A 21,608-nucleotide genomic window follows, 5' to 3' on the forward strand; every position below is an offset into this window, starting at 1 on the left:
GCCGGGACAGGGCGGGGATAGCTGGCACGGCAGTTGCAGTACTGGTTGCCAGGAGCGTCAAGACCACAAAGCAATAGAGCAGATCCCTCAAAACGAGCCCGCGAAGATTTCAAGGAAAAGGAGAGAACCAGATGAAGACGTCGAGCCTCGCAGTCAGCGCCGCTGCGGTCCTGTTCAGCCTGGCAGCCCCGGTGGCGTTCGCGCAGACCGCCCCGGACGCCGCCGCGCCTGCAGCAGCCGCACCCGCCGCCGAGCCGGCATCGCCCCACACGTTCAGCGCCAACGTGTCGCTGGTGTCTGACTACCGCTATCGCGGTATCAGTCAGACCAACCTGCGTCCGGCCATCCAGGGCGGGTTCGACTATTCGCACGAGAGCGGGTTCTACGTCGGCAACTGGAACTCGAGCATCAGCTGGCTCGAGGATTCGGACTCGTCGGTTTCGGCACCGGTGGAAATGGACTTCTACGGCGGCTACAAGAACAAGTTCGCGGTGGGCGGCGAGGAATTCAACTACGACGTCGGCGTGCTGCAGTACTACTACCCGGGCGGCTACACGACCACCCGCCCGTACACCACCGAACTCTATGCCGGCATCGGCTGGGGCCCGGTGTTCCTGAAGTATTCGCACGCGGTGACCAACCTGTTCGGCATCGACGACAGCAAGAACAGCTACTACGTCGACCTGTCCGCCAACGTGCCGCTGAACTTCTGGGACCTGACGCTGAACGCGCACGTGGGCTACCAGGGCGTGACGCATCACAGCGACGCGTCGTACACCGACTGGAAGATCGGCCTGACCAAGGACCTGGGCAAGGGCTTTGCGCTGTCGGTGGCCTATGTGGACACCAACGCCAAGGAGTCGTTCTACACCAGCGCCAACCGTGGCCGCTACCTGGGCAAGGCAGCAGCCTGGGCATCGATCACCAAGACTTTCTAACTCAAACAGCACACATCCCAGCCGGGCGGCCTGAACCCATCGGGCTGTCTCAAGGAGAACCCCAATGAAACTGATCATTGCAGTCATCAAGCCGTTCAAGCTCGACGAGGTGCGCGAAGCGCTCTCGGACGTGGGCGTGTCGGGCATCACGGTAACCGAGGTCAAGGGCTTTGGCCGCCAGAAGGGCCATACGGAGCTCTATCGCGGCGCCGAATACATCGTCGACTTCCTGCCCAAGGTGAAGATCGAGGTGGCGGTGCCGGACGACGTGGTGGAACGCGCCATCGAGGCCATCGAGAAGTCGGCCCGCACCGGCAAGATCGGCGACGGCAAGATCTTCGTCGCCCCGGTTGAACAGGTCATCCGCATCCGCACCGGCGAGACCGGCGGCGACGCGCTGTGACAACAGAACTACGAGAGACAGAGGTTAGACCCATGAAAACCTGGTTCAAGCGATTCCTGACGGCCGGCGCGATGACGCTGGCGCTCGGCACGGCCGGCCTCGGCCTGTCCACCCATGCCGTGGCGCAGGACAAGCCCGCCGCCGAGGCCTCGGCCCCGGCAGCGGCCACCGCCCCCGCAGCGGCCCCGGCTGCAGCGGCCGCCGCTCCGGCAGCTGCCGCGCCGGCCGAAGCCGCGCCCGCCGCCGCCCCGGCCCCCGTGCCCAACAAGGGCGATACCGCCTGGCTGCTGGTGGCTACGGCGTTCGTGATCCTGATGACGCTGCCTGGCCTGGCGTTGTTCTACGGCGGCCTGGTCCGCTCGAAGAACATGCTGTCGGTGCTGATGCAGTGCCTGGTGATCTTCTCGCTGGTGGCGATCCTGTGGGCCATCTATGGCTACAGCTTCGCGTTCACCGAAGGCAACGCATTCTTCGGCGGCACAGACCGGCTCTTCATGAAGGGCCTGAACGTCGACGCCGTGACGGCCACCTTCAGCAAGGGCGTGGTGATCCCGGAACTGGTGTTCTTCGCGTTCCAGTGCGCATTTGCCTGCATCACTTGCGGCCTGATCATCGGCGCCTTCGCCGAGCGTGCCAAGTTCTCGGCCGTGCTGGTGTTCGTGGTGATCTGGTTCACGTTCGCCTATATCCCGATGGCCCACATGGTCTGGTTCTGGCCGGGTCCGGACGCCTACACCGACGCCGCTGCCGCAACCGCAGCCACGGCCAAGGCTGGCTGGCTGTTCCAGAAGGGCGCGCTTGACTACGCCGGCGGTACGGTGGTGCACATCAACGCCGCCGTGGCGGGCCTGGTGGGTGCCTTCATGTTCGGCAAGCGCATCGGCTTCGGCCGCGAGGCGATTCGTCCGCACAGCCTGACGTTCACGATGGTGGGCGCCTCGCTGCTGTGGTTCGGCTGGTTCGGCTTCAACGCCGGTTCGGGCCTGGAAGCCAACGGCGGTGCCGCGCTGGCCTTCGTCAATACGCTGCTCGCCACTTGCGCCGCCGTGCTGGCCTGGACCTTCGGTGAGTGGATCGGCAAGGGCAAGCCGTCGATGCTGGGCGGTGCCTCGGGTGCCGTGGCTGGCCTGGTGGCGATCACCCCGGCCGCCGGCTTCGTCGGCCCGATGGGCTCGATCGTGATGGGCCTGATCGCTGGCCTGCTGTGCCTGTGGGGCGTTACCGTCCTGAAGCGCATGCTGGGCATGGACGATTCGCTGGACGTGTTCGGCGTGCACGGCGTGGGCGGTATCGTCGGCGCGCTGCTGACCGGCGTGTTCGCGGCTCCGAGCCTGGGCGGCGTGGGCATCTACGACTACGTGGCCAACAAGGTTGCCGACGACTATTCGATCGCCGGCCAACTGTGGATCCAGTTTGAAGGCGTGCTGACCACGGTGGTGTGGTCGGGCGTGGTGGCCCTGGTGGCCTACAAGCTGGTGGACATGCTGATTGGCCTGCGCGTGCCGGAAGAGGAAGAGCGCGAAGGCCTGGATATCACCTCGCACGGCGAAACGGCCTATGAAGGTTGATATCCACGACAGAGTTGTGCTGGAGAGCTGATTGGGAATCTTCTCTCAGGAGTTTTGCCCCGGCCTTGCGCCGGGGCTTTTTTCTTGTCGGTGGGGTGAAATGCGTGTGTGATTGCTGACCAACATTCCGCGCTGCGGAACCGCCCGGAAGGCGCGCCCACGGTGGGACAAGGGCTCCCGGGCAAATTCGCAGGGTGCTTAAATCGGATCTTAAAAAGTCTCAATTGTATTTAATGGGGTGGACGCATAGAGTGCCACTGAGGCAGTTTCCTCCACCTGCAGAACGCTCCCCGTATCTGTCAGGCCATTTGAAAGCGCGGCACCATGCCGCGCTTTTTTTTGCCTCTCTGCCCTTGGCCGGCCCTGGCCCCGCCCGTTGGCGCCGCGTGCCGCCGCCGGGGTTTGAAAACCGCCGATCAGCCCCATATCCCCATCCCCGGCCAGGCTCCGTATAAGGTTATACAAGGCGAGCCTGCAGCCCGATAGCCGTTCCCTTACAATCGGGGCGGACAATAAAGCTGATTCCTTAGGATGGATATGGTCCCGCATCTCATCACCGCGCTGAACGGTCCGCTGCTCGAACTGGAAAAGAAGATCCTGGACGCCACGCCGTCCATCGAGCGCTGGTTCAGGCTGGAATGGCAGGAACATACCCCGCCGTTCTACTGTTCCGTCGACCTGCGCAATGCCGGCTTCAAGCTGGCCCCGGTCGACACGAACCTGTTCCCGGGCGGCTTCAACAACCTGGCGCCCGAGATGCTGCCGCTGGCCGTGCAGGCCGCGATGGCCGCGATCGAGAAGATCTGCCCGGACGCCAAGAACCTGCTGCTGATCCCCGAACGCCACACACGCAACATGTTCTACCTGCAGAACGTGGCGCGGCTGTCGCTGATCATGCGCCAGGCGGGCCTGAACGTGCGGCTGGGCTCGCTGTCCGAGGAAATCACCGAACCGACCCCGATCGAGCTGCCCGACGGCCAGACGCTGGTGGTCGAGCCGCTGGCGCGGCTGGGCACCAAGGGCCGCCGCCTGGGGCTCAAGGACTTCGATCCCTGCTCGATCCTGCTCAACAACGACCTCTCGGCCGGCATTCCGCCGATCCTGGAGAACATCAACGAGCAGTACCTGCTGCCGCCGCTGCACGCGGGCTGGTCCACGCGCCGCAAGAGCAGCCACTTTGCCGCCTATGACGAAGTGGCGAAGAAGTTCGCCAAGCTGATCGATATCGATCCGTGGATGGTGAACCCGTACTTCGCGCGCCAGTCGGGCGTGAACTTCCACGAGCGCATCGGCGAGGAAGAACTGGCCGATTCCGTGGAAGGCGTGCTCAAGAAGATCGCCAAGAAGTACCGCGAATACGGCATCAAGGAAACGCCGTACGTGGTGGTCAAGGCCGATGCCGGCACCTACGGCATGGGCATCATGACCGTGCGCGATCCGTCCGAGGTCAAGGGCCTGAACCGCAAGGAACGCAACAAGATGAGCGTCGTGAAGGAAGGCCTGGAGGTCTCCGACGTCATCATCCAGGAAGGCGTGCACACGTTCGAGAAGGTCAACGAGGCCGTGGCCGAGCCGGTGGTCTACATGATCGACCGCTATGTGGTGGGCGGTTTCTACCGCGTGCATACGGGCCGCGGCAACGACGAGAACCTGAATGCGCCGGGCATGCATTTCGTGCCGCTGGCGTTCGCCCCGAACGGCATCCCGGACAGCCACGCCAAGCCCGGCGCGGCCGTGCCGAACCGCTTCTACATGTATGGCGTGGTGGCCCGCCTGGCGCTGCTGGCGGCCTCGGTGGAGCTTGAGAAGACCGATCCCAACCCGATCCTCTGACCCGCGGCGCCTGCCGCCTGTCACGCACGCCCCCGGTCCGGCAGGGTTGATCGAAACCCGCCGGACGCTTTTCACCTGACGCCAACGCGACGAGCCATCATGCGTATCCTTTTCATCACCGACCCGCTGGAAACCTTCAAGACGTACAAGGATTCCACCTACGCCATGATGACCGAGGCGGCGGCGCGTGGGCACGAGCTGTTCTTCTGCCTGCAGTCGCAGGTGTCGCTGTCGGCCGGCGTGGTCGAGGCCGTGGCGCGCCCGCTGGCGCTGCTGGACGATGCGCACGACTGGTTCCGCCTGGGCGAAGCCGCGCTGCTGCCGCTGACGACGTTCGATGCGGTGCTGATGCGCAAGGATCCGCCGTTCGACATGGAATACGTCACCAGCACCTGGCTGCTGGAACTGGCCGAGAAGCAGGGCGCGCGGGTGTTCAACAAGCCGCAGGCCATCCGGGACCATTCCGAGAAGCTGGCGATTGCCCAGTTTCCGCAGTTCGTCACGCCGACGCTGGTCACGCGCGACGCGGGCCGTATCCGCGCCTTCCACGCCGAACACAAGGACATCATCGTCAAGCCGCTGGACGGCATGGGCGGGATGGGCATCTTCCGCGTGGGCGCCGATGGCATGAACCTGGGTTCGATCGTCGAGACGCTGAGCGACAACGGCGCCCGCACGCTGATGGTCCAGCGCTACATCCCCGAAATCAAGGCGGGGGACAAGCGCATCCTGCTGATCGGCGGCAAGCCGGTGCCGTACTCGCTGGCGCGTATTCCGCAAGGCAGCGAGATCCGCGGCAACCTGGCCGCCGGCGGCGTGGGCAAGGCTCAGGAGCTGAGCGCGCGCGACCGCGAGATCGCCGAGACACTGGCGCCGGGGCTGTCGAAGCAGGGGCTGCTGCTGGTGGGGCTGGACGTGATCGGTGACTACCTGACCGAGGTAAATGTGACGAGTCCGACCTGTTTCCAGGAAATCACGCAACAGACCGGCTTCAACGTGGGTGCGATGTTCATCGACGCACTGGAAGAGGCCGTAGCCAGCGACCGCCGTTGAGGCCGCAGGCAGGGAAGGGCACGCCGGGCTGATGCGAAGGCGCCACAGTCCCGGGGGTGCGCGCAAACACGGGGAGAGGCCGTAAGGCTGCCTGCTACAATTTGGGCAGTCCAACGGATTCACCATCATGGCAGGAATTCTGATCATCGCGCATGCGCCGCTGGCTTCGGCACTGCGTGATTGCGCTGCCCACGTCTACTGTGGCCAGCCCCCCCGGCTGGCAGCCATCGACGTTGTCGCAGACGCCGATCCGGCCGCGGTACTGGCGGAGGCACAACGCAGCCTGGCCGCGGTATGCGAAGACAACGGTGCCCTGGTGCTGACCGATATCTTTGGCGCCACGCCCGCCAACATTGCCGCGCGCCTGGCCGAGCCGGGCCGGGTGAAGGTGCTGGCAGGCGTGAACCTGCCGATGCTCGTGCGTGCCATCTGCTATCGCGCCGAAAAACTCGACCAGCTGGCTACCAAGGCATTGGCCGGCGGCTCGCAAGGTGTGCTGCAGATTGGTACGACCGCTGTCCAGAATCAAACCGCAAATCATCCCGACAAATATGCTGCAGAGGGACACCACCATCATCAATAAGCTCGGGCTCCATGCCCGCGCATCCGCCAAGCTGACGCAGCTGGCGGGCAATTTCAAAAGCCAGGTCAAGATGTCCCGGAACGGCCGCCAGGTCGATGCCAAGAGCATCATGGGTGTCATGATGCTGGCCGCCGGCATTGGCTCGACGGTCACGATCGAGATCGACGGCCCCGACGAGCAGGAGGCGATGGACGCGCTGCTGGCGCTGATCGCCAACCGCTTCGGCGAAGGCGAGTGAGGCCCGGCGCCACAACCAGAATTCCTTAACGTTCCTGACGGAGCGGGTCATGCCCTTTGCCTTGCACGGCATTCCGGTTTCTCGTGGGGTCGCCATCGGGCGGGCCCATATCCTCGCGCCGGCGGCGCTGGATGTTTCGCACTATCTGGTCGACGAAGACCGTCTCGACGCCGAGGTGGAGCGATTACGCTCGGCGCGCGCAGCCGTGCGGGCGGAACTGGTGACCCTGAAGCGCGACCTGCCGCGCGACGCGCCCGAGGAAATGGGCGCGTTCCTGGATGTGCACGCGATGATCCTCGATGACGAGGCGTTGTCGCGCGAGCCCGAGGAACTGATCCGGCAGCGCCGCTACAACGCCGAGTGGGCACTGACCACGCGGCTCGAAGAGCTGATGCGCCAGTTCGACGAGATCGAGGACGAATACCTGCGCGAGCGCAAGGCCGATATCCAGCAGGTGGTGGAGCGGATCCTGAAGGTGCTGGCCGGCGCGCCAGTGCTGGCACCGGCGCCGGTGCCGGCACTGGCCCCCGATGGGGAGGCCGCGCCCGGCGTGATCGTGGTGGCCCACGACATCGGCCCGGCCGACATGCTGCAGTTCAAGCACACGGTATTCCACGGGTTCGTGACCGACCTGGGCGGCCGCACGTCGCATACGGCGATCGTGGCGCGTAGCCTGGACATCCCGGCCGCCGTGGGCGTCAAGAGCGCCAGCGAACTGATCCGCCAGGACGACTGGATCATCATCGACGGCGATGCCGGCCTGGTGATCGTCGATCCGTCGGCCATCATCCTCGAGGAATATCGCCACCGGCAGAGCGAGCGCGCGCTGGAGAAAAAGCGCCTGCAGCGGCTGCGGCACATGCCCGCCGTCACGCTGGACGGGCTGGAGATCGAACTGCTGGCCAATATCGAACTGGCCGAGGATGCCGGCGCCGCGCTGGCCGCCGGTGCGGTCGGCGTGGGCCTGTTCCGCTCGGAATTCCTGTTCATGAACCGCCGGGAAGAAATGCCCGATGAGGACGAGCAGTTCCTGGCCTACCGCAACGCGGTGGAGGCCATGCACGGCCTGCCCGTGACGATCCGCACGATCGACGTGGGCGCCGACAAGCCGCTGGACGGCCTGGGCGAAGACTTCGAGACCGCGCTGAATCCGGCGCTGGGACTACGGGCCATCCGCTGGTCGCTGTCGGAGCCGGCCATGTTCCTGACCCAGTTGCGCGCGCTGCTGCGGGCGTCGGCGTTCGGGCCGGTACGGCTGCTGATTCCGATGCTGGCCCATGCGAGCGAGATCGACCAGACCCTGGACCTGATCGAGCAGGCCAAGCGCCAGCTTGACGAGCGCGGCCAGCCGTACGACCCGGGCATCAAGATCGGGGCCATGATCGAGATTCCGGCGGCCGTGCTGCTGCTGCCGCTGTTTCTCAAGCGGATGGACTTCCTGTCGATCGGCACCAACGACCTGATCCAGTACACGCTGGCGATCGATCGTGCCGACAACGCCGTGGCCCATCTGTACGACCCCCTGCATCCGGCCGTGCTGCAGCTGATTGCACGCACGATCCGTGACGCCAACCACGCTGGCGTGCCGGTGGCGGTCTGCGGCGAAATGGCTGGCGATCCGGCGATGACCCGACTGCTGCTGGGCATGGGCCTGCGCGAGTTCTCGATGCATCCGGCCCAGTTGTTGCGGGTGAAGCAGGAGGTCATCCACGCCGACTGCGAGCGCCTGTGCAAGGTGGTGGACCAGATCCTGACCTGCTACGAGCCCGACGAGCAGGCGGCGGCCCTGAAACTGTTGTCGGCATAGCACAACCCTTGATTCATTAGGGTTTTTGTCTGCGTTGTCAGCGGTCCAGACGCCACTTTCCTGCGCGGAAAGTGGCGTTCCAGAAGCCTTTTTCCATCATTTTGCAGAGACTGTGCGCGACCCTTCCCATGTGCATTAATGGGAATTGTTATCATTTTCGATCTCTGTTATTCTGCCTCTCATCGCGTGCGGCATGCCGGTGCCGCCAGCCCCCAGGAGGCAAGTTGTGTACGTCTGCATCTGCAATCAGGTTACCGACCATGAGATCCATGGTGCCGCTCATCTTGGCGTGACCACGCTCGACGAGCTGGCCGAAACGCTAGGCGTGGGAACCTGCTGCGGCCGTTGCCGCGACTGTGCAAAGCAGGTGCTTTGCGAAGGCGTTGCTGCCGTGCAGACCATCAAGGCCTCCACCATCTCGACCATCCGGGTCGTCGAAATTTCAGCCTGTTCGCCGGCTGCGTCACATGCCATAATGGACGCTCGTGACCCGGCAGTCGCGAACGATCAGCGTACCGCGCTGGTTGCCTGATTCAGGAAGCGTTCTCACCGAACAACGCGTGGATTGAAAAGCGCGCCCACGGATTCGTCCGCGGCGCGTTTTGTCGTTCCCGACCGTTGTATCTCGTTGCGTTCCTTCGCCTTTGTCCATTCGCCGGGTCCGTTTGTTGTCGGTAACAGGAGCCCCGAATGAAAGGTGACAAGAAGGTCATCCAGCATCTGAACGCCCAGCTCAGGAACGAGCTGACCGCGATCAACCAGTATTTCCTCCACGCACGCATGTACCGCCACTGGGGCCTGAAGAAGCTCGGTGATGTCGAGTACAAGGAGTCGATCGGCGAAATGAAGCACGCCGATCGCCTGATCGACCGCATCCTGATGCTTGACGGGCTGCCCAACCTGCAGGACCTGCACAAGCTGCTGATCGGCGAAGACACGCCCGAAATGCTCAAGTGCGACCTGAAGCTGGAGCAGACCGCGCACGCCACGGTCAAGGAAGGCATTGCGTACTGCGAATCCGTTGGCGACTACGTCAGCCGCGAACTCCTGGTCGATATCCTCACGGACACCGAAGAGCATATCGAGTACCTGGAGACGCAGCTGGACCTGATTGACAAGGTTGGCCTGCAGAACTACCTGCAGTCGCAACTGGAGCCGGGCGAGCAATAAGCGCGCTGGCTTCCGACCCAGCCGCGGCCTGACCGATCAACTGGCAGGCGCGGCCGGGCAAGCGCGTGGCGCAGGATGGCGCCGCGCCCCGGTGCGAGGCAGGTTGGTAACCCTTCTCATTCGGATTCTTGTCTTCATCCAGTCACATCGCGCCAAAAAAATGGCGATCCGGCGGGGAGGGGGCTCCACCGCGGGTCGCCAGGTTTCCGGGCGTTATCCCAAGCTGGTTTCAGGGCAATTCCAGACCGCCTTCAGGCCGATTCCAGGCCGGTTCCAGTCTTCTTCCCTCTGCCTGATCCCCGCCTTTTGCTTCCATGCACGCGCTGTCAATGCGCCTGCCCGCAGACCTCGCAGCCGGGCGTGCGCGCCAGGCGCATCGTGGTCCATTCCATCGTCATCGCATTGACCATCAGCAGCCGGCCGGCCAGCGTCTCGCCCATACCGGTCAGCAGCTTCAGCGCCTCGGCGGCCTGTACCGTGCCGACCATGCCGACCAGCGGCGCGAACACGCCCATCGTGGCGCAGGCCGCTTCCGGGGCCGGCTCCGACGGCGGGAACAGGCAGCCGTAGCACGGGGCTTCGGGGTTGCGCAGGTCGTACACGCTGACCTGGCCGTCGAAGCGCAGCGCGGCGCCCGAGACCAGCGGCCGGCGATGCTTCAGGCAGGCCCGGTTGACGGCCTGGCGCGTACCGAAGTTGTCGCAGCAATCGAGCACGACGTCGGCCTGCGCCACCAGCGCATCAAGTTCGGCATCGCCCACGCGCTGCGCCACCAGCCGGACATCGACATCGGGGTTGATGCGCAGCAGCCCTTCCCGTGCCGATTCCACCTTGGGGCGCCCCACGTTGGCGGTGGTGTGCAGGATCTGGCGCTGCAGGTTGGTCAGGTCGACATCGTCGTCGTCGACGATGGTGATGCGCCCCACGCCAGCCGATGCCAGGTAGGGCAGCGCGGCCGCGCCGAGCCCGCCGGCACCAATCACCAGCGCATGCCCGGCCAGCAGGCGTTCCTGGCCCTCGATGCCCAGTTCATCCAGCAGGATATGGCGCGAATAGCGCAGCAGCTGATCGTCATTCATGGTTCGGCGACAAATGAAAACGGCCCGACGGTGGCATGCCGCGGGCCGCAGGATTTCGGGGATAGCGCCGCACGCCAGGGGCGGCGGCGCGGATCCGTTACTTCTGACCGGTCGGCGTGCCCAGCGGCTGGCCGATCGGCGCGCTCGCGGGCGGCTGGCTGGCTGGCGCAGGCTTGGCCGGTGCCGGAGCCGGCTTGGCGGCAGGCTTCGCCGGGGCCTTGCCGGTCTTTTCTTCCTTGGTGTCGGGCTTGCCGGCCGTGCCGGTGGCCTCCAGGCGCGACTTCGACTTCTGCACCGGCTTGCCGTCGAGCTGGGCGATGGCCTGCTGCAGCATGAAGTCTTCGGCCGAACCGAATTCCACAGGCTTCTTCTTGCGATCCTTCTCGCGCTCTTCCGGCGTCTTCTTCGCGTTTTCCTCTTCCAGACGGCGAAGTTCCTCAACGCGGCGCTGTTCGCGCTCGTTCATTTCCGGCTCTTCCGACTCCTGCTTGTTGTGCAGGTGACGCTCGGTGTCGATTTCGCGAGTGATTAGTGCGTCATCCGGATCGCCTTCCGGGTTCTGGTCGACCGGGATGTCCGGGCGAATGCCCTTGGCCTGGATCGACTTGCCCGACGGCGTGTAGTAGTACGCAATCGTCAGCTTGATGCCGGTGTCGTTGGTCAGCGGACGCACGGTCTGCACCGAACCCTTGCCGAACGTGGTCTTGCCCATGATCAGTGCGCGCTTGTGATCCTGCAGCGCGCCGGCAACGATTTCCGAGGCCGATGCCGAGTAGGCGTTGGTCAGCACGATCATCGGCAGCTTCTTGAACTGCGCGGGCAGGTCCTTGAGCGGATCGTCCTCGACCGACGACAGGCGGTAGTTGTTGAACGTGGCCTTGTAGACGCGCTTGGCATCGGGCACCTGGCCATTGGTCGACACCACGGTGGCGTCGTCCGGCAGGAACGCTGCCGCCACGCCCACTGCGCCCTGCAGCACGCCGCCGCCGTTGTTGCGCAGGTCCAGGATGATGCCCTTCAGGTTCGGGTTCTTGTCCGCCATGTCCTTCAGGCGGCGGCCCAGGTCGGCCACGGTGCGTTCCTGGAAGCTCGTCAGGCGCACCCAGCCGATGGTGTTGTTGTCGAGCATCTTGGTCTTGACCGACTGCACGCGGATCTCGGCGCGCGTGATCGAGACCGGGAACGTGCGTTCCTCGCTCTTGCGGTAGATGGTCAGCGTGACCTTGGTGCCCGGCTCGCCGCGCATGCGCTTGACCGCCTGCTCCAGCGGCAGGCCGCGTACGGGCTTGTCGTCGATACGGGTGATCAGGTCGCCCGGCTGGATACCGGCGCGGAAGGCGGGGGTGTCCTCGATCGGGTTGATGACCTTGACCAGGCCTTCTTCCTGCGAAATCTCGATGCCCAGGCCGGCAAAGCGGCCGCGGGTGCCTTCCTGCAGTTCCTTGAAGTCCTTCTCGTCCAGATAGGCCGAGTGCGGGTCGAGGCTGGCGACCATGCCCTTGATGGCTTCGGTCAGCAGCTTCTTGTCGTCGACCGGCTCCACGTACTCGCGCTTGATCTGCCCGAAGATGTCGGACATCAGCCGCAGCTGGTCGAGCGGCAGCGGCCCCGAGCTGTTCTGCGCGGTGGCCGAGATTTGCAGCGTGGCCAGCACGCCGGCGACGACGCCGACTGAGACGAGGCTAATGTTCTTGAGCGTCTTACGCATGAGGGCAGCCTGAACTTTTGTGGATGATGCGAAAGGGAAATTCCTGGCCGGACGGGTTACGTCCGGCGCGGATTGACCGACAGTATAAGAGGGTGCGCAGAAAAAGACCTGCGGGCCACCACACCATGGTGGGGGCGGCCACACAAGCCCGTGGCGCGCCTACCCGGATGCCGCCCGGGCCGGCGCGTGGGCGCACCGGCGGCGGTCAGCGGGACTTGCCCTGGTTGGCCACGGCGGCCAGCGAAGCGGCGATCGCTTCCTGGTCGCCCAGGTAATAGTGGCGCAGGGGGCGCAGGTCGGCGTCCAGCTCGTAGACGAGCGGGGTGCCGTTGGGGATGTTGAGGCCGACGATATCGTCATCCGAAATCTGATCCAGATACTTCACGAGCGCGCGGATGCTGTTGCCGTGGGCGGCAATCACGACGCGCTTGCCGGATTTGATGTCGGGAGCGATGGATTCGTTCCACAGCGGCATGACGCGGGCCACCGTATCCTTCAGGCATTCGGTCAGCGGCACCTGCTCGCGCGGCACATTGGCGTAGCGCGGGTCGTTGAACGAGGCGCGTTCGTCGGTCGGTTCCAGCGCGGGCGGCGGGGTGTCGTAGCTGCGGCGCCACACCAGCACCTGGTCGTCGCCGTACTTCCTGGCCGTCTCCGCCTTGTTCAGGCCGGCCAGGGCGCCGTAGTGGCGCTCGTTCAGGCGCCATTCGTTGCGAACCGGAATCCACATCAGGTCCATTTCGTCCTGGACGTGCCAGAGGGTGCGGATGGCGCGCTTGAGCACCGACGTGTAGGCCACATCGAACGTGAAGCCGGCTTCCTTCAGCAGTTGGCCGCCCTGCCTGGCCTGGGCCACGCCGGTATCGGTCAGGTCGACGTCAACCCAGCCGGTGAAGCGGTTTTCGAGATTCCACGTGGATTCGCCGTGGCGGATGAGGACGAGCTTGTACATTGCAGCTTCCAGGGTAGTGAGTAACCTGCGGCGCGCGGCGCCTGCGTCACGCCCGGGCGTGGCAGGCGCCACCCGAAATAATCGGCGCTGGCGCGAAACCGCGTATTTTATAATGCCGCCGACCCAACCCAACGGAATGCCAACGTGAATTTCTTCGCCGATTACAACAACCTGGCCCTGATCGCGATCGCCGTGGTCTCGGGCGGCCTGCTGGCCTGGCCGCAAATCAAGGCCGGCACGGGCGGCAAGCGCGTCAATACGGCTGCCGCCACGCAGCTCATCAACAAGCGCAATGCCGTGGTGGTAGACATCCGCGACGCCGCCGAATTTGCCAAGGGCCACCTGCCTCAGGCCAAGAGCGCGCCACTTGCCGATATCGGCAACCGCGCCGCCGGCCTTGCAAAGGACAAGGCGGTCCCCATCATCGTGGTGTGCCAGAACGGCCAGCGCTCGAGCAAGGCCCAAGCAGCGCTGAAGGAAGCCGGTTACAGTGAGGTGTATGCGCTGGAAGGCGGCATGGCTGCCTGGCAGCAGGCCGGCCTGCCGGTCATCAAGTAAATCAGCCCCATTCAACATGCAGCACGCGGCGCGGTACTGCCCTGGGCGGTCCGCGCCGCTGTTTTTTCAGTCAAGGAGATTCCGCATGGCCCGCGTCGTCATGTACAGCACGGTAGTTTGCCCCTATTGCCAGATGGCCGAGCGCCTGCTCAAGCAGCGTGGCGTGGAAACGATCGAGAAGATCCTGATCGACCGCGAGCCTGGCCGGCGTGAGGAAATGATGACCCGTACGGGCCGTCGCACCGTGCCGCAGATCTATATCGACGAGACACATGTGGGCGGCTTCGACGACCTTTCCGCACTGGATCGCCAGGGCGGCCTGGTACCGCTGCTGGCGGCCTGAGGCCACTCCGGGCACCTGGTGCGCCGGGTTTCGCTGCGCTGCAGCAGATCAGGCGACGATTCTGATAATGCCGCGGCACGGTGAATTCGACATCGGCGTCATGTACCATATGCGCTTTCCAAACAGCCGCCGGGGCTTCGGCACCCGGCTGCGCATGGCGCAGCGCGCCCAAACCGATCCATCCGGAAGCCTTTCATGAGCGACCAGCAACAAGCCACCCAGCAGGACGATCAGCCCTTCTTCAACATCCAGCGCGTGTACCTGAAGGACATGTCGCTCGAGCAGCCGAACTCGCCGGCCATCTTCCTCGAATCGGAAGCCCCGTCGGTCGAAGTGCAGGTCAACGTGGGCGCGGCCCAGCTGCAGGAAGGCATTTTCGAAGTGGTGGTGACGGGCACCGTGACGACCAAGGTGCAGGACAAGGTCGCGTTCCTGGTGGAAGCCCACCAGGCCGGTATCTTCGACATCCGCAACGTGCCGGCCGAACAGCTGGACCCGCTGCTGGGCATCGCCTGCCCGACCATCCTGTACCCGTACCTGCGCGGCAACATTGCCGACGTGATCACGCGTGCCGGCTTCCAGGCCATTCACCTGTCGGAAATCAACTTCCAGGCGCTGTACGAGCAACGCCTGCAGGCTGCCATGGAAGAAGCGCAAGCCCAGGGCGGCGACTCGGGCATCGTGCTGCCGGACGGCAGCCAGGCTCGCCACTGATCCGCGCCACGGCCGGATTAGACGAAAAACGGGGCTTCGGCCCCGTTTGCGCTTTCTGACAGCTCACGGTCCCGCGACATCCTGCCGTGACATCCATACTGGCTGCATGACCGCGCAACCGTGCGGCCCGATCTTCGATCTGCCATGAAACTGACCATCCTCGGCGCCGGTGCATGGGGCACCGCACTGGCCAGCCACGCTGCCGCCGACACCCGCCACGACGTGGTGCTCTGGGGACGCGATGCGGACCAGCTGGCCGCCATTGCCGCGACCGGTACCAACGCCACCTATCTGTCTGGCGTGACGCTGTCGCCCCGGCTGGCCTGCGAGGCCGATTTCGACCGTGCCGTCGACCATGCGCTGGCCGATGCACAGGGCCTGCTGGTGGTGGCAACGCCGGTATCGGGCCTGCGCGAGATGACGCGCAGGCTGGCGGCGCGCCGGCGCGGCCCGCTGGCCATGCTGTGGCTGTGCAAGGGTTTCGAGGCCGGGACCCACGCGCTGCCGCACCAGATGGTGCGCGAGGAACTCGACGCGCTGGGCGTGGCGCCGGGCGAGATCGAATATGGTGTGCTGACCGGGCCGAGCTTCGCCAGGGAAGTTGCGCAGGGCTTGCCGTGCGCGCTGACCGTGGCCGGCTCCACGCACGTGCTGACCGACCTCGCCCAGGCGGCATTCCATCATCACGCGATGCGCATCTATGGCAGCGACGACCTGATCGGCGTCGAGGTCGGCGGTGCGGTCAAGAACGTGCTGGCGATCGCCACGGGCGCCAGTGACGGACTGGGGCTGGGTCTCAACGCGCGCGCCGCGCTGGTGACGCGCGGCCTGGCCGAAATGACGCGCCTGGGGTTGGCGCTGGGTGGCCGCATGGAAACCTTCATGGGCCTGGCGGGCATGGGCGACCTGATCCTGACCGCCACGGGCGACCTGTCGCGCAATCGCAAGGTGGGCCAGCAACTGGCCAGCGGCAAGACACTGGAGCAGATCCTGCATGACCTGGGTCATGTGGCCGAAGGCGTGCGCTGCGCGCAGGCGGTGGCCGACCTGGCCGCACGCAAGGGCGTGGAAATGCCGATCACGCGCGCCGTGTGCGCGGTGCTGTTCGAGGGCTTGCCGGCGGCCGATGCCGTGGAGCGGCTGCTGCAGCGCGATGCCCGCGACGAGTAAGCACAATAACAAGTACACGAACAAGCACCATGGTCTCCCGACGCCGCGCCCTTGAGGCGCTGGCTGCCTGCGCAGCCGCTGGGGCGCTGCCCCGCATCGCGATGGCCGACGCCTGGCCGTCCAAGCCGATCCGCATGGTCGTGCCGTTTCCGGCTGGATCGTCGCCGGACCTGATCGCCCGCATCGTTACCGAAAAACTGGCTGCGGTGCTGGGCCAGCCCGTGGTGGTCGAAAACCGGCCGGGCGCGGGCGGCAACATTGGCACGGGGCTGGTCGCCAAGGCGGCGCCCGATGGCTACACGCTGCTGTTCACGATCAACGGCCCGCTGGTGACGGCGCCGTCGCTGTATCGCCATTTGAACTATGACCCGATGAAGCAGCTGGCGCCGGTGACGCTGGTGGCTACGTCGCCGAACGTGCTGGTCATCGATGCCCGCCTGCCGGTGCATAGCCTGCGCGAATTCGTGGCGCTGGCGAAGTCGAAGCCGGGCGTGCTGAACTATGGATCGGTGGGTAACGGTAGTGCGGCACACCTGGCGATGGAGCAGCTCAAGGCCATGGCCGGCATCGACCTGCAGCACGTGCCCTATGCGGGCTTTCCTCAGATCACGACGGCGATCGTCGGCGGACAGGTGCAGGCGGGGTTCATGGTGCCGGCGATTGCCATGCCGCTGGTAACGGCCGGCAAGCTGCGGCTGCTGGCGGTGACGTCGTCGGGGCGTACCGGCGTGCTGCCGTCGGTGCCGACGGTGGCGGAATCTGGCTATCCCGGCTTCGAGGCGATTTCGTGGCAGGCGATCCTGGCGCCGGCAGGCACGCCCGCGCCAGTGGTGGACCGGCTCTATCGCGAACTGGTCACGATCATCGGCAGCGCCGACGTGCGCGACAAGATGCGTGCGCAGTATTTCGTGCCGGCCGGTACGGCGCCGGCATCGCTGCGGCAGACGATGATCAGCGAGAAGGCGCGCTGGGACAAGGTGATCCGCGCCGCCAACGTGCAGCCCGAGGACTGAGGGCGGGCAGGGCGGCGGGGCAGGCCCGGGCGGGGGAAGCGCCCGGATGGTGACAACGGCTCAGGCGCCGCCTGCAAAACCGTTCTGGCGCCAGGCCTCGAACACCACCACGGCCACCGTATTCGACAGGTTGAGGCTGCGGTTGTTGGGGCGCATGGGCAGGCGGATGCGCTGCGCGGCCGGAAACCATTCGCGCCGCTCGGGCGCCAGGCCACGCGTTTCCGATCCGAACACGAACCAGTCGCCCGGCTGGAAACTTACCTGGCCGAACGGCGTGGAGCCGTGCGTGGTCAGCGCGAACATGCGTGCCGGGTCGGGCTGTTCAGCCGCCATCAGCGCGTCCCAGCTTTCGTGTACGCGCATCGTCGCGTACTCGTGGTAGTCCAGCCCCGCGCGGCGCATGCGCGCGTCTTCCAGCGGAAATCCCAGCGGTTTGACCAGATGCAGCTGCGCGCCCGTATTGGCGCACAGGCGGATCACATTGCCGGTGTTCGGCGGAATTTCGGGTTCGACAAGGACGACGTTGAACATGGGATGGCAGCCAAAAAACGGAGCGCAGCTTACCGCGAGCGCTCCATCGTGTCACGGAGTGCGCAGGGCCACCAGCGCGGTAACCCGGGCCGCGCCATGCGCTTTCAGCACGCGGGCGGCCTCGCGCAGCGTGGCGCCAGTGGTCATTACATCGTCGATCAGGCCGACATGCAGCCCCTTTAGCTCGTGCGGCGCCACGGCGTCGCTGACCGCAAACGCCTGTCGCTGATTGGCTAGCCGCGCGGGCAGGTCCAGGGTGCGCTGGCTGGCGGTGTCGCGGTGGCGCGACAACAACGTGGCCGATGCACGCACGCCCAGGTGACGCGCCAGTGGCCGCGCAATTTCCCACGCCTGGTTGAAGCCTCGTTCCGCCAGGCGGGCCGGTGACAGTGGAATCGGCACCAGCAGGTCGGGAAGATTGCCCTGCGTGTGGCTGGCGCGCGACACTTGCGCCAGGCGCGCGGCAATCCATCCGGCAGCGGGCAGCCGGGCGCCGAACTTGAGCCGCAGCACCAGCTTGTCGAAGGGGGCGGCATAGTCGCCGAGCGTCAGCGTGGCATCTAGCGGATCGCCTACCGGATCATCAACGGGATCGACATTGGCACACCGCCCGCAGCACCCGTGGCTGCCCGGCGTGGCGCACCGGGGGCGGCGCGCTACAGGCCGCATCAGCGTGCCGGCGCAGTCGGCGCACACCACATCGCGCTGCACCGCCGCGCAGACCAGGCAGCCCGATGGCAGCGCCGCGTGCCACAGACGCGCGGCCTGCCGGGCAAAGGCCCTTCCGGCACGCATGGCCCCCGGCGCGTATACTTCCGGCGGCCCGCCCCGTGCGGTCTCCGATGGTGCGACACTTTGCCGCACCTGCCGATCCGACCCTTGCTGCCCCGTCTGTCCGTGTCCCTGCATGCCTCCGACTCCCCAGATGCCTGGTTGCCGCCCGCGCGGCTGACCCGGCTTGCCTTCGACCGCCGTAGCCCGCGCTTCGGCCAGCTCGATTTCCTGCTTGGCGAGATAGGCCAGCGCATGCAGGAGCGGATGGAAGTGGTCAAGCTGTCGCCTGGCCGCGCGCTCGATATCGGTTGCGGCCATGGTCAGGGGCTGGCGGGTTTGCGCGCCCGGTTTCCCGATGCGCAGATTGCCGGGATCGATATCTCCGGCGCGATGCTGCAGCAGGCCGGCGAGCGCGATCCGCAGCGCCGGCCCGGCTGGGTCGGCCGCCTGCTGGGCAAGCGCCCGATGTTCGACCTGGTGCAGGGCGATCTTGCCACACTGCCCTTTGGCGCCGCCAGTTTCGACCTGCTGTGGTCGAACCTGGCGCTGCACTGGCATCCCGAGCCGCACCACGTATTTCCGGAATGGCATCGGGTCACGGCCGACGACGGGCTTGTCATGTTCTCGTTGTTCGGCCCCGATACGCTGAAGGAACTGCGCGCCGCGTTCGCCGAGGTGGACCTGGACGCGCACACGCTGCGCTTTGTCGATATGCACGACATTGGCGACATGCTCGTGCATAGCGGCTGGTCCACGCCCGTGATGGACATGGAGACGTTGACCGTCACCTACGAATCGCCCGAGAAGCTGCTGGACGAGGTGCGCGCCTTCGGCGGCATGCGCCGTCCGGGCCCGGTGGGGCTGCGTGGCCGCAAATGGCATCGCGCCGTGATTGCCGCCCTGCATCGCATGCGCAACCAGGATGGAGTGATCCCGTTGACGTTCGAGATTGTCTACGGCCATGCATGGAAAATCCCGGCGCGTGGCAAACAGGCAACTGACGATCAGGGCCGCGCGATCATCCCCATCGACAAGATCGGCCGCGCGCAAACGCGCCGCTGAAGCGCGCCAGCAGTACGGTTGCCCGACAATCGGGGTTTATCGTTTGTGTTGCCTATCGGGGCTAAAAAGCTCATGCACAAATTTGTGCGGATGGCAAGCACTTCGGTCAAATCCTATGTTGTTCAGGTATGCGAAGCGCCATATAATGGGCCGGTTTGTCGCAGTGGTCCCCTGGCACAAGAACGTTCCTGGAAGGCACTCCGCACGTGCGCTCCTGGGGACGGATTTCGTCCCGGGCGTGCATCCGATGCAGAGTGGTTGGCGATGCAAGACTTGGGTATCGCATTCCAGACGGCAGTAGGTGACTCCGGCGGAAATCTCGACGGACGCACCCCCTTGCCGGTCAACGACTGGCTGATGAAGCGGAATTGTTCTCTCTCTCCGCGCCAGGTCGGCTGGTTCTACTTCTCCATCGCATGTTTTTCCATTGCCATCGCGGCGTTTCTGACCGTGTGGCATGGGGCCTGGCTCGTGCTGCCGTTTGCTGGCCTGGAACTGACCGGGCTGGGGATTGCCCTGCTGGCGTATGCGCGCCATGCGACGGATCATGAACGCGTGAGTGTGACCGACGGCATGCTGGTCGTGGAGACAGCCAGCGCCAGTCGGGTCACGCGGGAAGTATTCAATCCACAGTGGGTGCGGATTGAACTGGGTGAATCGTTCCGGGCGCTCGTGATTCTGCGGTCGGGCAAGCGCACCGTGCGGGTGGGGTCGTATCTGGACCCGCACCGGCGGCGCAAGTTCGCGCAGGAGCTCGCGGCGGCCCTGCATGGCGTCCAGACCGGACGCGGTGCGGGGCAGGGCGGGGACAGATTTGAATCTGTAAATTGGGTAGATAAACAATGAAAATGTGGAAGAAGGCATCCGCAGCATGTCTTGCAGGCACGTCCCTGCTTGTCAGCCAGGCGGCCTCCGCGGTCAGTGACATGCCGGGTGGCCCCGCCGTCCGACAGCTGAACCTGGCCGAACCCGTTACAAAAATCGCCGAACAGATTCACTGGCTGAACTGGATGATGCTGATCATCTGCACGGTGATCTTCATCGCCGTGTTCGGCGTGATGTTCTATTCCATCTTCAAGCACCGGAAGAGCAAGGGCGCGAAGTCGGCCTCGTTCCACGAGAGCATCACCGTGGAAGTGGTCTGGACCATCGTGCCGTTCCTGATCGTGATCGCCATGGCGCTGCCGGCGACCAAGACCGTGGTGGCGATGAAGGACACCACGAACTCCGACATCACGATCAAGGCCACCGGCTACCAGTGGAAGTGGGGGTACGACTACCTCAAGGGCCAGGGCGAGGGCATCTCGTTCGTGTCCACGCTGACCACGCCGCGCGAGCAGATCAACAACCAGCAGGAAAAGTCGAACACCTACCTGATGGAGGTGGACAACGAGCTGGTGGTACCCGTCAACAAGAAGATCCGTATCGTCACGACCGCCAATGACGTGATCCACGCCTGGATGATCCCGGCGTTCGGCGTCAAGCAGGATGCGATCCCGGGCTTCGTGCGCGACACGTGGTTCCGTGCCGAGAAGACCGGCATCTACCGTGGCCAGTGCGCGGAACTGTGCGGCAAGGAACACGCGTTCATGCCGATCGTGGTGCGCGTGGTGTCCGATGGCGAATACGCCAAGTGGGTCGACGACAAGAAGAAGCTGATGGCCGCGGCTGCCGACGATCCCAACAAGACCTGGACACTGGACGAGATCAAGGTCCGCGGCGAGAAGGTCTATGCGTCGAACTGCGCGGTCTGCCACCAGCCGACCGGCAAGGGCGCGGGCGCGTTCCCGGCGCTGGACGGCTCGAAGATCGTGAACGGCCCGAAGGCTGGCCAGATGCACATCCTGCTGGAAGGCAAGGGCGGCATGCCGTCGTGGAAGCAGCTCTCGGACACCGAGCTGGCCGCGGTCATGACGTACACGCGCAACAGCTGGAGCAACAAGACCGGTGAAGTGATCCAGCCGGCGGACTTCGCGCAAGCCCGTGCTGGCAAGTTCCCGGAAGGCGGCGGTGCACAAGCCGCAGCCGGCGACACGGCCCCCAAGAAGGCCGCCACGCCGACCAACGACAAGCAGGCCAGCCTCGCGGGCAACCGCGTCGCAGGCTGACCC

23 protein-coding genes are annotated in these 21,608 nt (G+C 65.3%); 18 read left to right on the plus strand and 5 right to left on the minus strand.

Annotated features, from left to right (window positions below):
• Positions 1–131 precede the first annotated feature (131 nt).
• The 10 genes from ACOABP_RS10350 to bfr all read left to right on the plus strand — a co-directional run bounded on the left by ACOABP_RS10350 (position 132) and on the right by bfr (position 9,593).
• Complete coding sequence (locus ACOABP_RS10350) at positions 132–938, plus strand: TorF family putative porin (RefSeq protein ID WP_474224900.1); 807 nt, start codon at positions 132–134, stop codon at positions 936–938.
• A gap of 64 nt (positions 939–1,002) precedes the next feature.
• Positions 1,003–1,341 carry a P-II family nitrogen regulator gene (locus ACOABP_RS10355; RefSeq protein WP_066739826.1) on the plus strand — a complete coding sequence of 113 codons (339 nt, stop codon included), beginning with the start codon at positions 1,003–1,005 and terminating at the stop codon, positions 1,339–1,341.
• A gap of 32 nt (positions 1,342–1,373) precedes the next feature.
• Positions 1,374–2,909 (plus strand): ammonium transporter, encoded by a 1,536-nt coding sequence (gene amt, locus ACOABP_RS10360; RefSeq protein WP_474224902.1) that lies wholly within the window; start codon positions 1,374–1,376, stop codon positions 2,907–2,909.
• A 537-nt stretch (positions 2,910–3,446) separates the two neighbouring features.
• Positions 3,447–4,742 carry a glutamate--cysteine ligase gene (gene gshA / locus ACOABP_RS10365; RefSeq protein WP_474224903.1) on the plus strand — a complete coding sequence of 432 codons (1,296 nt, stop codon included), beginning with the start codon at positions 3,447–3,449 and terminating at the stop codon, positions 4,740–4,742.
• A gap of 99 nt (positions 4,743–4,841) precedes the next feature.
• Positions 4,842–5,795, plus strand: coding sequence for a glutathione synthase (gshB, locus tag ACOABP_RS10370; RefSeq protein WP_474224905.1), 954 nt, complete (start codon positions 4,842–4,844; stop codon positions 5,793–5,795).
• Positions 5,796–5,922: 127 nt separating this feature from the next.
• Positions 5,923–6,378, plus strand: a complete 456-nt coding sequence (locus tag ACOABP_RS10375; RefSeq protein WP_066739820.1) for a PTS sugar transporter subunit IIA — start codon at positions 5,923–5,925, stop codon at positions 6,376–6,378.
• The gene (locus ACOABP_RS10380) at positions 6,347–6,616 is read left to right on the plus strand and encodes an HPr family phosphocarrier protein (protein WP_066739816.1); all 270 of its coding nucleotides are present in this window, start codon (positions 6,347–6,349) and stop codon (positions 6,614–6,616) included. The genes ACOABP_RS10375 and ACOABP_RS10380 overlap by 32 nt, the downstream gene beginning before the upstream one ends.
• A gap of 49 nt (positions 6,617–6,665) precedes the next feature.
• Positions 6,666–8,423 carry a phosphoenolpyruvate--protein phosphotransferase gene (gene ptsP / locus ACOABP_RS10385; protein WP_474224906.1) on the plus strand — a complete coding sequence of 586 codons (1,758 nt, stop codon included), beginning with the start codon at positions 6,666–6,668 and terminating at the stop codon, positions 8,421–8,423.
• A gap of 226 nt (positions 8,424–8,649) precedes the next feature.
• Positions 8,650–8,955 carry a (2Fe-2S)-binding protein gene (locus tag ACOABP_RS10390; protein WP_474224907.1) on the plus strand — a complete coding sequence of 102 codons (306 nt, stop codon included), beginning with the start codon at positions 8,650–8,652 and terminating at the stop codon, positions 8,953–8,955.
• Between the two features lie 158 nt (positions 8,956–9,113).
• Positions 9,114–9,593, plus strand: coding sequence for a bacterioferritin (bfr, locus tag ACOABP_RS10395; protein ID WP_066739810.1), 480 nt, complete (start codon positions 9,114–9,116; stop codon positions 9,591–9,593).
• Positions 9,594–9,919: 326 nt separating this feature from the next.
• On the opposite strand, the gene ACOABP_RS10400 is transcribed toward bfr, so the two are convergent.
• The 3 genes from ACOABP_RS10400 to gpmA all read right to left on the minus strand — a co-directional run bounded on the left by ACOABP_RS10400 (position 9,920) and on the right by gpmA (position 13,332).
• Positions 9,920–10,672 (minus strand): HesA/MoeB/ThiF family protein, encoded by a 753-nt coding sequence (locus ACOABP_RS10400; RefSeq protein WP_474224908.1) that lies wholly within the window; start codon positions 10,670–10,672, stop codon positions 9,920–9,922.
• 97 nt (positions 10,673–10,769) lie between these two features.
• Complete coding sequence (locus tag ACOABP_RS10405; RefSeq protein ID WP_066739804.1) at positions 10,770–12,380, minus strand: S41 family peptidase; 1,611 nt, start codon at positions 12,378–12,380, stop codon at positions 10,770–10,772.
• A 205-nt stretch (positions 12,381–12,585) separates the two neighbouring features.
• A complete protein-coding gene (gpmA, locus tag ACOABP_RS10410; protein ID WP_066739801.1) occupies positions 12,586–13,332 on the minus strand; it encodes a 2,3-diphosphoglycerate-dependent phosphoglycerate mutase in 747 nt (248 codons plus the stop codon).
• Positions 13,333–13,476: 144 nt separating this feature from the next.
• On the opposite strand from gpmA, the gene ACOABP_RS10415 reads away from it, so the two are divergent.
• From ACOABP_RS10415 to ACOABP_RS10435, 5 genes are all read left to right on the plus strand, one after another.
• Positions 13,477–13,890, plus strand: a complete 414-nt coding sequence (locus ACOABP_RS10415) for a rhodanese-like domain-containing protein (RefSeq protein ID WP_249640892.1) — start codon at positions 13,477–13,479, stop codon at positions 13,888–13,890.
• Between the two features lie 85 nt (positions 13,891–13,975).
• Positions 13,976–14,233 (plus strand): glutaredoxin 3, encoded by a 258-nt coding sequence (gene grxC / locus ACOABP_RS10420; RefSeq protein ID WP_066739793.1) that lies wholly within the window; start codon positions 13,976–13,978, stop codon positions 14,231–14,233.
• Positions 14,234–14,428: 195 nt separating this feature from the next.
• Positions 14,429–14,947 (plus strand): protein-export chaperone SecB, encoded by a 519-nt coding sequence (secB, locus tag ACOABP_RS10425; RefSeq protein WP_066739790.1) that lies wholly within the window; start codon positions 14,429–14,431, stop codon positions 14,945–14,947.
• Positions 14,948–15,091: 144 nt separating this feature from the next.
• Positions 15,092–16,117 carry an NAD(P)H-dependent glycerol-3-phosphate dehydrogenase gene (locus ACOABP_RS10430; RefSeq protein ID WP_474224909.1) on the plus strand — a complete coding sequence of 342 codons (1,026 nt, stop codon included), beginning with the start codon at positions 15,092–15,094 and terminating at the stop codon, positions 16,115–16,117.
• 29 nt (positions 16,118–16,146) lie between these two features.
• Entirely contained in the window at positions 16,147–17,130 is a 984-nt protein-coding gene (locus ACOABP_RS10435) for a Bug family tripartite tricarboxylate transporter substrate binding protein (protein WP_474224911.1), read from the plus strand.
• A gap of 60 nt (positions 17,131–17,190) precedes the next feature.
• Here the strand turns inward: ACOABP_RS10435 and trmL are convergent, their stop codons facing one another.
• Positions 17,191–17,661 carry a tRNA (uridine(34)/cytosine(34)/5-carboxymethylaminomethyluridine(34)-2'-O)-methyltransferase TrmL gene (gene trmL / locus ACOABP_RS10440; RefSeq protein ID WP_066739782.1) on the minus strand — a complete coding sequence of 157 codons (471 nt, stop codon included), beginning with the start codon at positions 17,659–17,661 and terminating at the stop codon, positions 17,191–17,193.
• Between the two features lie 51 nt (positions 17,662–17,712).
• Positions 17,713–18,456, minus strand: coding sequence for a ComF family protein (locus tag ACOABP_RS10445; protein ID WP_474224912.1), 744 nt, complete (start codon positions 18,454–18,456; stop codon positions 17,713–17,715).
• Positions 18,457–18,558: 102 nt separating this feature from the next.
• On the opposite strand from ACOABP_RS10445, the gene ACOABP_RS10450 reads away from it, so the two are divergent.
• The 3 genes from ACOABP_RS10450 to coxB all read left to right on the plus strand — a co-directional run bounded on the left by ACOABP_RS10450 (position 18,559) and on the right by coxB (position 21,605).
• The gene (locus ACOABP_RS10450; protein ID WP_156546108.1) at positions 18,559–19,497 is read left to right on the plus strand and encodes a methyltransferase domain-containing protein; all 939 of its coding nucleotides are present in this window, start codon (positions 18,559–18,561) and stop codon (positions 19,495–19,497) included.
• Positions 19,498–19,761: 264 nt separating this feature from the next.
• Positions 19,762–20,343, plus strand: coding sequence for a DUF2244 domain-containing protein (locus tag ACOABP_RS10455; protein WP_474227809.1), 582 nt, complete (start codon positions 19,762–19,764; stop codon positions 20,341–20,343).
• A complete protein-coding gene (gene coxB, locus ACOABP_RS10460; protein WP_474224913.1) occupies positions 20,340–21,605 on the plus strand; it encodes a cytochrome c oxidase subunit II in 1,266 nt (421 codons plus the stop codon). The genes ACOABP_RS10455 and coxB overlap by 4 nt, the downstream gene beginning before the upstream one ends.
• The last annotated feature ends 3 nt before the right edge of the window (positions 21,606–21,608 follow it).

The organism is Cupriavidus sp. HE11 (assembly GCF_056097175.1).

Excerpts from the sequence above, each read along its gene's own strand:
- coxB (WP_474224913.1), top strand. The coding sequence starts at position 20,340 with ATGAAAATGTGGAAGAAGGCATCCGCAGCATGTCTTGCAGGCACGTCC.
- gshB (WP_474224905.1), top strand. The coding sequence starts at position 4,842 with ATGCGTATCCTTTTCATCACCGACCCGCTGGAAACCTTCAAGACGTAC.
- ACOABP_RS10380 (WP_066739816.1), top strand. The coding sequence starts at position 6,347 with ATGCTGCAGAGGGACACCACCATCATCAATAAGCTCGGGCTCCATGCC.
- ACOABP_RS10400 (WP_474224908.1), bottom strand. The coding sequence starts at position 10,672 with ATGAATGACGATCAGCTGCTGCGCTATTCGCGCCATATCCTGCTGGAT.
- ACOABP_RS10375 (WP_066739820.1), top strand. The coding sequence starts at position 5,923 with ATGGCAGGAATTCTGATCATCGCGCATGCGCCGCTGGCTTCGGCACTG.
- ACOABP_RS10430 (WP_474224909.1), top strand. The coding sequence starts at position 15,092 with ATGAAACTGACCATCCTCGGCGCCGGTGCATGGGGCACCGCACTGGCC.
- gshA (WP_474224903.1), top strand. The coding sequence starts at position 3,447 with ATGGTCCCGCATCTCATCACCGCGCTGAACGGTCCGCTGCTCGAACTG.
- secB (WP_066739790.1), top strand. The coding sequence starts at position 14,429 with ATGAGCGACCAGCAACAAGCCACCCAGCAGGACGATCAGCCCTTCTTC.
- grxC (WP_066739793.1), top strand. The coding sequence starts at position 13,976 with ATGGCCCGCGTCGTCATGTACAGCACGGTAGTTTGCCCCTATTGCCAG.
- ACOABP_RS10405 (WP_066739804.1), bottom strand. The coding sequence starts at position 12,380 with ATGCGTAAGACGCTCAAGAACATTAGCCTCGTCTCAGTCGGCGTCGTC.
- bfr (WP_066739810.1), top strand. The coding sequence starts at position 9,114 with ATGAAAGGTGACAAGAAGGTCATCCAGCATCTGAACGCCCAGCTCAGG.
- amt (WP_474224902.1), top strand. The coding sequence starts at position 1,374 with ATGAAAACCTGGTTCAAGCGATTCCTGACGGCCGGCGCGATGACGCTG.
- ACOABP_RS10350 (WP_474224900.1), top strand. The coding sequence starts at position 132 with ATGAAGACGTCGAGCCTCGCAGTCAGCGCCGCTGCGGTCCTGTTCAGC.
- ACOABP_RS10455 (WP_474227809.1), top strand. The coding sequence starts at position 19,762 with ATGCAAGACTTGGGTATCGCATTCCAGACGGCAGTAGGTGACTCCGGC.
- gpmA (WP_066739801.1), bottom strand. The coding sequence starts at position 13,332 with ATGTACAAGCTCGTCCTCATCCGCCACGGCGAATCCACGTGGAATCTC.
- ptsP (WP_474224906.1), top strand. The coding sequence starts at position 6,666 with ATGCCCTTTGCCTTGCACGGCATTCCGGTTTCTCGTGGGGTCGCCATC.
- ACOABP_RS10355 (WP_066739826.1), top strand. The coding sequence starts at position 1,003 with ATGAAACTGATCATTGCAGTCATCAAGCCGTTCAAGCTCGACGAGGTG.
- trmL (WP_066739782.1), bottom strand. The coding sequence starts at position 17,661 with ATGTTCAACGTCGTCCTTGTCGAACCCGAAATTCCGCCGAACACCGGC.
- ACOABP_RS10445 (WP_474224912.1), bottom strand. The coding sequence starts at position 18,456 with ATGCGTGCCGGAAGGGCCTTTGCCCGGCAGGCCGCGCGTCTGTGGCAC.
- ACOABP_RS10435 (WP_474224911.1), top strand. The coding sequence starts at position 16,147 with ATGGTCTCCCGACGCCGCGCCCTTGAGGCGCTGGCTGCCTGCGCAGCC.